We start from the raw sequence: 9,123 nt of genomic DNA, 5'->3' as shown, positions 1-9,123 counted from the left end.
GTCCAAGTGGATTGGTCTAGCTCAACGGCCGTTGCACTTCAATTTTAAATCCGGCAAACAAATTTCTGCTAGATCAGTACGAGAAATCATGTCCCGGGATCTTATACCCGTCTGAATCGCGGAATACAGTTGCCGCGTCAACGTTGGCCAGGCTTTGACCCCAGTATTCACGCACGGTCGTCGTGCCGTCAAAGTTATATTCCAGGCCATAGATGGCGTTCCCCGAGGATGTAAATTGCAGATTCACGACAATCTGATTGGCGTGGTTGCTGATGAGATTCCAGCGGTAACCGGCCCACCCAGCGTCATCTGATTTGGGGAAATAGACCCGTTTCAAGTAGGCCACCGCACTGTCCAAGGTCCAGTAGTCTTTGCCCAAATAGGCGACAGACTGGGGATTATCGGCATTTGGGGTGCGGCCTTGCACAATGTTCGCGAAGCCCATCACCAATGCACGGTTCTGGGTACGCATAAAGATGTACCGCGGATCACTCTGATTACCCTGGTTTTGTGCCGAGTAGAACACAAGCGGCTCGCCGTCTCTCAAGGTGAACAAGTACTGCATGTTGCCGGTGGGCGATATAGCGCCATACGCATCAACTAGCTGGTAGTCGGCGGTGCCAATGCCAGTATCCGACCATGCGATACTGGGGTTCGGCAAGATCAATGAGAGACCGACCTGTTGCCGGTTGTAGTAATCCTTGAATGGGTAATTGTCGTATTCAGCAGTCCCGATCCGATTGTTCACCCAAGTTTGGTGCATTTCTGCCTGCCACTGGCGCATGAAGGCGGCGAGTTGTTGCCGTTTCTCCAGTGACCACAATGGTGCTATGGATTCTGATTCGGCAGGACCGACTGCAGTATCGGTCTCCGGGCTGCTGGCACGTGATTGCTTGGTCTTCGTCGTGCTTTTATTGTCCTGCGAAGAATTAGTGATCTTGCGCTCAGTCTTTTTTGAATAGTGGATGGAATGAGTTGATTCCTTCGGTGCCCTAGGTGCGCACCCAACGAGTAGAAAAGTGCACATCAAGGCCATCGCGGTCTTTAGATGCCAGTTCATGAAGATCCCCCCAGTTGAGTAAAGGCTTACAGACACACTTTTAGTTTACCAGGAATATGAAATACAAACGGTCACGCACGATAAATCCAACGCCTAAAAACTGCATCCAAAAACGGCAGACCCCGCGCCCAACGCCATTTCCAGACGTCGTCGCGGCTCCTGCCGTTTCTTTTTCTTCCATTAACTTACAGCGTCACAACCGACCCGTTCTCCGTCACTGTAAACTGCTTCGTCGCCAAATCCGCCAGCAGTTCCGCCGTTACACTGCCATCCGCCGCACTCCGGCGAATGACGATCGTCTGCGCATCCGGCGTCGTCACGTCGATGGACCCGTCCAGGTCGAATGCGGCTGACTGGTTCCGGAACCGCAGCAGGGCGAACAGCTTCTGCACCACCGGCCGCTGAACGGTCTCGTCGATCTCGCCCAGGGAATAGTAATGGCGGTTGATATTGCGGCCTTCCTTGGTGTTCTCCAGCAGCTTGATATCGTTCTTGCCGGCCAGCAGCCCGACGTAGTAGACCTGGGGAATGCCGGGGGCGAAGCACTGGATGGCGCGGGCCAAGAGATAGCTGGCGTCATCGTCGCCCAGTGCGCCGTAGTAGGTCGAATTGATCTGGTACACGTCCAGGTTGTGGTAGGCGGCGGAAGAGTAGACTTTCTTCACGTTGGCCCCGACCTTGTACAACTCCTTGGTGGTATAGTCGAGCTCGTCGTCGCTGAGCAGGTCCTTGGCGTCGACCACGCCGATGCCGTCGTGGGTGTCCAGCGTCGTGAACTGGTGCATCGGGCTGAGCCGCAGCCAATGAGCCAGACGCTCGCTCTTGCCAGCATACAGCGAATAGAGCAGGATCATCGGCAGGGCGAAGTCGTAGATGTAGTAGCCATGTTGAGAAATCTTCAGCGGAATCGTGTAATGTTCGTGAATCTCCGGCAGCAGCGTCACCCCGCTGGCGTCGGCGTTCGCCTTGACCCGCGTGAGCAGGTCCCAAATCTCAGGCTCCACGAAGAAATCGCTCGTGCCCAATTTCTTCACCGCGTAGGCGAAAGCGTCGAGCCGCACCAGGCTGGTGCCGTGACTGGCGAGGGACGCAATCGTGTCCCGAATGAACCGCTGGGTCACCGGGGTGGTCACGTCCAGATCGATCTGTTCCTCGCCGAACGTGTTCCACACCTCTTCGCTGGTGCCGTCGGCGAAGTGCACCGTCTGGAAGGGCGCCTTGTCCTTGCGCTTGTAGATTTTGTCGATATCCTCAGCAGTGGGCCGGCCGTCCGGGAAGAACTGATTGATGCGGATGAACATATCCTTGTACGGCGAATCGTTATGGTGGGCGACGAAGTCCTGGAAGTACGAGGACTGTTTAGAAATGTGGTTGATCATGAAGTCCACCATCAGGTAGTGGTCCCGCGCCAGGTTCTCCACGTCCTGCCACGTCCCGAAGGCCGGGTCCACCTGCGTGTAATCCGTGGGCGCGAAGCCCCGGTCCCCGGTGGACGGGAAGAAAGGCAGCAGGTGCAGGCCGCCAACGACGCCGTCCAGGTACTTATCCAGCACGGTGCGCAGGTCCTGCATGTTCTTACCCAGACTGTCCGGGTAGGTGATGAGCATCGCTTTATTCGTTAGTTTCACGTGAAACACGGTCCTTTCCTAAGACAACGGCAGCATACGGGGGTAAGACGAGCCGGGCGGCAGCATTGGCAGACGCAGGCCCAACGTCTTTGGCAGAAACTGCCGGCGGCTGCGGCGATGGGCTGACGACCGCCTCCGGTACATTCGCTAGAATCGGGGTATACGCCCCGGCACTCTCCGCCAACGGCAGCACGTGCGCCTCTGCCGAGAAATTGATAGCCACCAGCACGCTGCGCGCCCGTACCCGCTGGAACACGATCAAGTCGGGGCTGACCGCGGCAGTATCCACCGGCACGAATGTCCCGTGCACGACGGCTTCCCGCCACGGTCCCTTTGTGCGCCGCAACGCAATCAGCTTTCTATAATAATGTAACACGGAACCGGCATCCGCGCGCTCTGCCGCCACGTTCACCGTGGTGTAGTTGGGATTGACGGGGAACCAGGGGGTGACGCCCGCGGTGGTGAAGCCGGCGTTGGCGGAATCGTCCCACTGCATGGGGGTGCGGGAATTATCCCGACTGCGCTGAACCATCCAATGGAGGGCTTCCGCCGGGGACAGGCCAGAAGCCACTGCCCGCCGATACTGATCATGTGTCGCGACATCTTCATACTGGTCAACGGACGTCAGCGGAATATTGCTCATTCCAATCTCCTGTCCTTGATAAATAAACGGCGTGCCGTGCAGCATCATAAAGAGCGTGGCCAATAAGGTTCCGCTCCGGCGGTCCTCAGCCTCAGCGGGCAGATACTTGTTCACCGACCGCGGCTGATCATGGTTCTCCAGGTAGCGAGCCCCCCAACCAACCTGCTGGGTCCGTTCTTCCGTAGAGAAAATTTTCTCCCGCAACTCGGTCACCGTCCAATGGTGCTGCTTGAACCATTCACCGGTGGCGGGTACATCGATGTCAGTGTAACTGAAGTCAAATACCATCCGAAAATAGCCGTCGGGGCCGATATATTTAGCGAGTTGACTCGGGGGAACGTCGGCTTCGGCTACGGTCAAAGCGTTATGGGGGCGGAACGTCTTATCGTCGATCTCCTTCAGCCAAGTTTCAATGCCAGGCTGATTCAAAATCCAACTGCCGATATAGACCAGACCGTCCGGCCCGTCAGCAGGAAAGACACCGTACTCAATACGTTTCTTCAAGTTCATGATGGCGTCAATGCGGAAGCCACCAAGACCCCGATCCAGCCACCAGTTGATCATATCGATGCAGTCTTCTCGGACGGCGGGGTTCTCCCAGTTCAGATCCGGCTGCTGGGGGGAGCGAAGGCATGGAGATAGTAGACATTGTCCTCGCCAGGTACCTTGGTCCACGCCGAGCCGCCGAAGTAGGAGCGCCAATTGTTTGGCGGCAAGCCTGGTGCCCGGCCGGGCCGGAAGACATAATACTGGCGGTAAGGACTGGCGGGATCCGCCAAGGCGGCTTGGAACCATTTGTGCTGGTCCGAAGTATGGTTCACGACCAGGTCCATGAGTACCTTGATGCCGCGGGCGTCCGCTTCAGCGATGAGCGAGTCCATGTCTGCCATGGTGCCGAACATCGGGTCAATGTTGTAGTAATCTGCAATGTCATACCCGCCGTCCAGCATTGGCGACGGGTAGACCGGGCAGAGCCAGATGACCGTTACCCCCAGGGATTGCAAGTACGGCAGCCGCTGAATGATACCTTGCAGGTCACCAATGCCGTCGCCGTTACTATCCTGGAAGCTGCGGGGATAGATCTGGTAAACTACGGCATCTTGCCACCAGGCGCCGGCAGGATTCTTGATGCTTCGGGGAGAAAGGTGCGGCCGGGCTGTCCCGGCGAGTGCTGACGTATTCGTATGCTGTTCGAGAACCATTGTAATCTCCTTTCTTCCTTAACCCTTCACGGCGCCGCTGGTGATACCAGCAACGTAGTACTTCTGTAGGTAAATGAATAGGACCGTGATGGGCAGAGCGATGACCAAACAACCGGCGGCGAAGGTGGTATAGAGAGTGTTTGCAGTCGTCTGGTTGAGCATCGCGTACAGGCCAATCGACACAGTGTACTTGGGCACATTATCGCCCATGATGATTTTGGCGAAAATGAAGTCCATCCACGGTTGCATGAAGGCCATCAGGGCGGTGTAGACGATGATTGGCTGGGACATGGGCAGGGTAATCTTGGTGAAGATCTGGAACTTGGTCGCTCCGTCAATCATCGCCGACTCGTCCAGCGACATGGGGATGGTATCGAAGAAGCCCTTGGCCACGTAGAATGTCAGCGCGGCTGTTGAAGAGTAGACCAGCACGAGTGCCAGCAGCGTCTGGGTCAAGTCGAAGGCCTTCAGAATATAGTAGACGGCGATCATAGCCATGAACGCAGGGAACATATTCAGCACCAAGGCGACTTTCAAAATCGTATTGCGGAACTTGAAACGCAGCCGGGACAGGACGTACGCCATCGATACCGTGATGAATGTGCTGAGCAGGCAGGAGAAGATAGAGACGATTAGTGTATTCTTGAGCCAGAGCAGGAAGGGAAAGTTCGGATTGTTGCTGAAGAGGTTACGAAAATTATTCAACGAGTAGTGCTTCGGAAAAATGTACGAGACGAATTGGCCGCTTTCTCCCCGAAACGCTGTGAGAACGGTCCAGAAAATAGGAAACATCCAGACGATGCCGAGGATGACCAAAGTGATCCGGGGCCATAGTGCTTTCTTCTTCATGATCAACGCAGACTCCCTTCCTTATATGCTGTGGTCCGGGTGTAGACCAGCAGTGAGAACACTGCACTCAGGACGAACGTGATGATGCCGATAACGGCGGCCAGATTATAATCGGCCGAGTCGACGGTCAGCTTGTACAGCCACGTTACCAGCAGGTCGGTATCGCCGGCACCGTAGAAGTGACTGTTGGACGGCCCGCCGCCAGTGAGCAGATAGATAACGTTGAAGTTATTAATGTTGCCGATAAACTGCTGAATCAGACTGGGCATCATCACGGTCAGAATCTGCGGGAATGTGATGTAGCGGAAGATGTGGTAGCGGTTGGCGCCGTCCAGCTGAGCCGCTTCGACTTGGTCCATTGGCAGATTGATCAAGATGGCAGTGGAGATCAGCATGGTGATGGGAATCCCAATCCACATATTGACGACGATGACCGTCACCTTGGCCAGCCAGGGGTCAGTGAGAAAGGGAATCGGCTGGCTGATCCAACCCCAATTCTGGAGCAGGGTGTTGATTGGACCGGCGGCATGGAGCAAGTTCTGCATGACCAGGAGAGAAACAAAAGGCGGTACCGCCATGGTGATGACAAACAATGTGCGCCAGAACTTCTTGTACTTCACGCTGTCATCGTTGATCAGCAGCGCTAGCAAGATGCCAAAGAAGAAACAGGTGACCGTCGCCAGCAACGCCCAAACCAGTGTCCAGGCAAGGACTGGGAAGAACGTTCCAGAAATGTCCCCGCTGATGATGTTCTGGAAGTTGGCTAAGCCGACCCAGCCGAAGAGATTGCGCGGGGGCAGGTGGGTATGGTCGTAGCTGGTGAAAGCCAGCGAAATCATATAGACCAGTGGCATGACGGTGAAGATGACCACGCCGATGACCGGAATTGTGAGCAGCGTAACGTGGAAGCGGCCGTCCAGGAACGTGGCCAGTTCGGCCAGAATGCCCCGGGGCCGGCGGCCGTCGGCGATGATGGCTTCGGCCTTGGCAGCCCCTTTGATGTTCATGCAATATACGGTGATGAAGAGGACAATCAGAACCAGCGTCATGATGCCGTAAATCAGCATCAGCATGGAATTATCGCCGGGGGTCCGGACCATGATGCCCAGGCTCTTGTCATATGTCCAGGACTGATGACGGGTCCCCAGCGTGACCATGCCCTGGAGCAGGCGCAGCCCGTCAGAGAACAGAAAGATGAAGAAACCAATCTCGCTCGCTAAGTAGAGGAGACCTTTGACGATCTGGTGGTGAGCCAAGTGGCCTGCTCCCATCACGATGTAAGCAAGTTTCGTCGCCCAATCGCCGGTACGGAACGTTGTCACATAGTGTAATCCGTTTGTGTAAGTCAACTTTCTTCCCCCTTACTTCTTCTGCGGCGTGACATCGTGCACGAACTTATCCAGCGTGGCCTGGTACTGAGCAGGTTGAATCTTGCCATTGTACACATCCACCAAGACAGCGTTCATGTGCTGCCAGAACACGTTCATTTCAGGAATCTCGGGCATCAGGACCGAATGCTTTGCCGTTGTCATGGCGATAACGGCCTTGGCGACTGGATCTTTCGTCACCGCCGGATCGCGCCGAGCGGCCAACGCGCTAGGGATCTTGCCCAGTGCTTGGAACGCCCCGACCTGGACCTTGGGACTGGTCAGGTAATTCGCCAGCTGCATGGCATCCAGGGGATACTTCGTGAAGGCGTTGACGCAATACAGATTGCTGCCTTCGAAGGCCTTCATGGGCACGGCGCCACTACCGAAGTCGGCGGTGGGATAGACGGTGACGCCCATGTTCTTCCCGAGCATTTGCTTGTAGGTCGGCGCGTTCCACGTACCTGTCAGTGCCGCATTGATCTTGCCGGACTGCATGGCACTAATCTCGTCCGCATTGACCGGCACGACGTTCTTGTTATGCTGCAGCTTGCCGAGCCAAGTGAGTACCTGTACCCCTTTGGCTGAATTGAATGTGGTCCCGTACGGATCTTCGCCATTCTTACCGTAAAGATAGCTGCCGTTAGAAATGAACCACGGTGTTTCCCGGTAGTCTGCGCCGGCTTCCTGCAAATTGATACCCAGCTTACCCTTGGCGGTCAGCTTGGCAAAAGACGTCACATCAGCGGCGCTAAATTTGCGTTTATCGTAAACCAGAAACATAGACTCGGCGGTGGTGGGGAAACCGTACATCTTGCCTTTGTACGTGGCTGCTCGCACGGCTGTGGGGGTATTGTTGGCTTTGATGCCGCTGGTGTATTTCGTCAGCTGATATACTGCACCGGCTTCGACCAGTTGGCCGAGGCGGTCGTTCGGGGTGATGAACACATCGGCGGCGGCTTCCGGATCCTTTTGTACGTTAGTCGATGCCTGACCAGATTCGGATTCCAGCACAGTGATGTGGTAGTTCTTGTCGGGATGGGCTTTTTCGAAGTCTTGGACGACCTTCCGGTAATAGGTGCCTTGGTTCAAGTCGACCCAGAGCTTCAGGGTCACGTCTTTGGTGTGGACGTGAATATCCGGCTGGTATGCTTGGGCCGTGCCGCAACTGCTCAGGACGGTGACGCCCAGGACAGCCGCAATGAGGATGAATAATTTCTTCATGGGTGTTGTCTCCTTGAATGATGTCGGTCTTGCGGTTGTTCAGTCAGGAATATGACAACCGTTTTCATATCCAAAAACGAGAATAACAGTCTAACCGTCATATGTCAACCGTTTTCATATCTACAAGCAAAAAAAGAGCCGTCCGCAACAGATCTCTCCGCTTCCGTCTGTCGTGAACAGCGCCCTTTGTTTATAGGATTACCGGGTTGTTTCCCGCGGTACCACCGTCGTCGTCAACGCCGGGATTGGCGGGACCGCCTCCCCGCGGATATGCGCCAGCACCGTTTGGGCGGCGGCAGTACCAATGGCCTTGATCGGCTGCCGCACCGTCGTCAGCGTCGGGTTCGTCAGGGCGGCCACCGGCTGGTCATCGAAGCCCATGATGGCCAACTGGTCCGGTACGCGCCAGCCGGCAGTGCGCGCCCCCTGCAGCATGCCGGCGGCAACCTGGTCACCGTTGCTGAAGATGGCGTCGGGCAGAGCCGTATCACCGTCAGCGCCGGCTGGCCGATTAGCCGCCAAGCGCTTGATCAACGCAGCACCGTCTCCCTCGGTGAGCACCTCTGAGAAGTACCACGCCTCGTTGAACGTCCGGCCATGGTCCGCCAGGGCTTTCTCAAACCCCTTGAAGCGCAAGTCTTGGGGGTTGCGCTCGCCGCCGGTGCAGAAGGCCAGCCGCTGGTAGCCGCGGTCCAATAGATAGGCCGTCGCCGCATAGGCCGCCTGTTCCTCGTCAATCTGAATAATCGGCAGCGGCCGGGTGCCCAAGTACCGATTGCACAGCACGATCTTGCCCGCCTGCACCAGCTCGGCAACCTCGTCTGAATCATTCTCCAGGTCCGCCATGATCAGCCCGTCCAGCTGCTTGCTCTGGAGCATGGCCACGTACTGCGCTTCCTTGGCCGGATCCTCCAGCGTCTGCAGCATCACCGCCCGGTACCCTTCAGCGGATAGCGCCCGGTCCACGGCGTCCACCAGGTAAGCGAAGAACGGGTTAGTAATGAACGAGATGACGACGCCAATCATCTTCGTCCCCTGACCGCGCAGCTGCTGCGCAATATTGTTGGGATGGTAATTCAACTCCCGCATCGCCGCGAAGATCTTCGCCTTCGTCGCCTCTGCGACATACGAATGCCCGTTAATGGCGCGG

The 9,123-nt window shown here is 56.4% G+C and carries 8 protein-coding genes; all 8 read right to left on the bottom strand.

What is annotated here, in order from left to right:
* Positions 1-73: 73 nt before the first annotated feature.
* Positions 74-1,060, bottom strand: coding sequence for a DUF4767 domain-containing protein (locus L248_RS14715; protein ID WP_081701351.1), 987 nt, complete (start codon positions 1,058-1,060; stop codon positions 74-76).
* 185 nt (positions 1,061-1,245) lie between these two features.
* On the bottom strand, positions 1,246-2,688 hold the full coding sequence (gene gtfA, locus L248_RS14710) for a sucrose phosphorylase (protein ID WP_040537123.1): 1,443 nt from the start codon (positions 2,686-2,688) through the stop codon (positions 1,246-1,248).
* Positions 2,672-3,895 (bottom strand): alpha-amylase family glycosyl hydrolase, encoded by a 1,224-nt coding sequence (locus L248_RS14705; RefSeq protein ID WP_022531051.1) that lies wholly within the window; start codon positions 3,893-3,895, stop codon positions 2,672-2,674. Before L248_RS14705 ends, gtfA begins: the two co-directional genes overlap by 17 nt.
* Before the next feature lie 38 nt (positions 3,896-3,933).
* Positions 3,934-4,533, bottom strand: coding sequence for an alpha-amylase family glycosyl hydrolase (locus tag L248_RS16455; RefSeq protein WP_022531050.1), 600 nt, complete (start codon positions 4,531-4,533; stop codon positions 3,934-3,936).
* 18 nt (positions 4,534-4,551) lie between these two features.
* Positions 4,552-5,382 (bottom strand): sugar ABC transporter permease, encoded by an 831-nt coding sequence (locus L248_RS14700; protein WP_040537128.1) that lies wholly within the window; start codon positions 5,380-5,382, stop codon positions 4,552-4,554.
* A gap of 2 nt (positions 5,383-5,384) precedes the next feature.
* Complete coding sequence (locus tag L248_RS14695) at positions 5,385-6,731, bottom strand: carbohydrate ABC transporter permease (protein WP_022531048.1); 1,347 nt, start codon at positions 6,729-6,731, stop codon at positions 5,385-5,387.
* A gap of 12 nt (positions 6,732-6,743) precedes the next feature.
* The gene (locus L248_RS14690; protein WP_022531047.1) at positions 6,744-7,973 is read right to left on the bottom strand and encodes an extracellular solute-binding protein; all 1,230 of its coding nucleotides are present in this window, start codon (positions 7,971-7,973) and stop codon (positions 6,744-6,746) included.
* A 198-nt stretch (positions 7,974-8,171) separates the two neighbouring features.
* Positions 8,172-9,123 (bottom strand): LacI family DNA-binding transcriptional regulator (locus L248_RS14685; protein WP_040537122.1); only part of this gene is annotated, 952 nt, incomplete at its 5' end.

The organism is Schleiferilactobacillus shenzhenensis LY-73 (assembly GCF_000469325.1).
GTDB lineage: Bacteria > Bacillota > Bacilli > Lactobacillales > Lactobacillaceae > Schleiferilactobacillus > Schleiferilactobacillus shenzhenensis.
The sequence above is the reverse complement of the archived record's forward strand: the minus strand, read 5'-3'. Positions and strand labels throughout refer to the sequence as shown.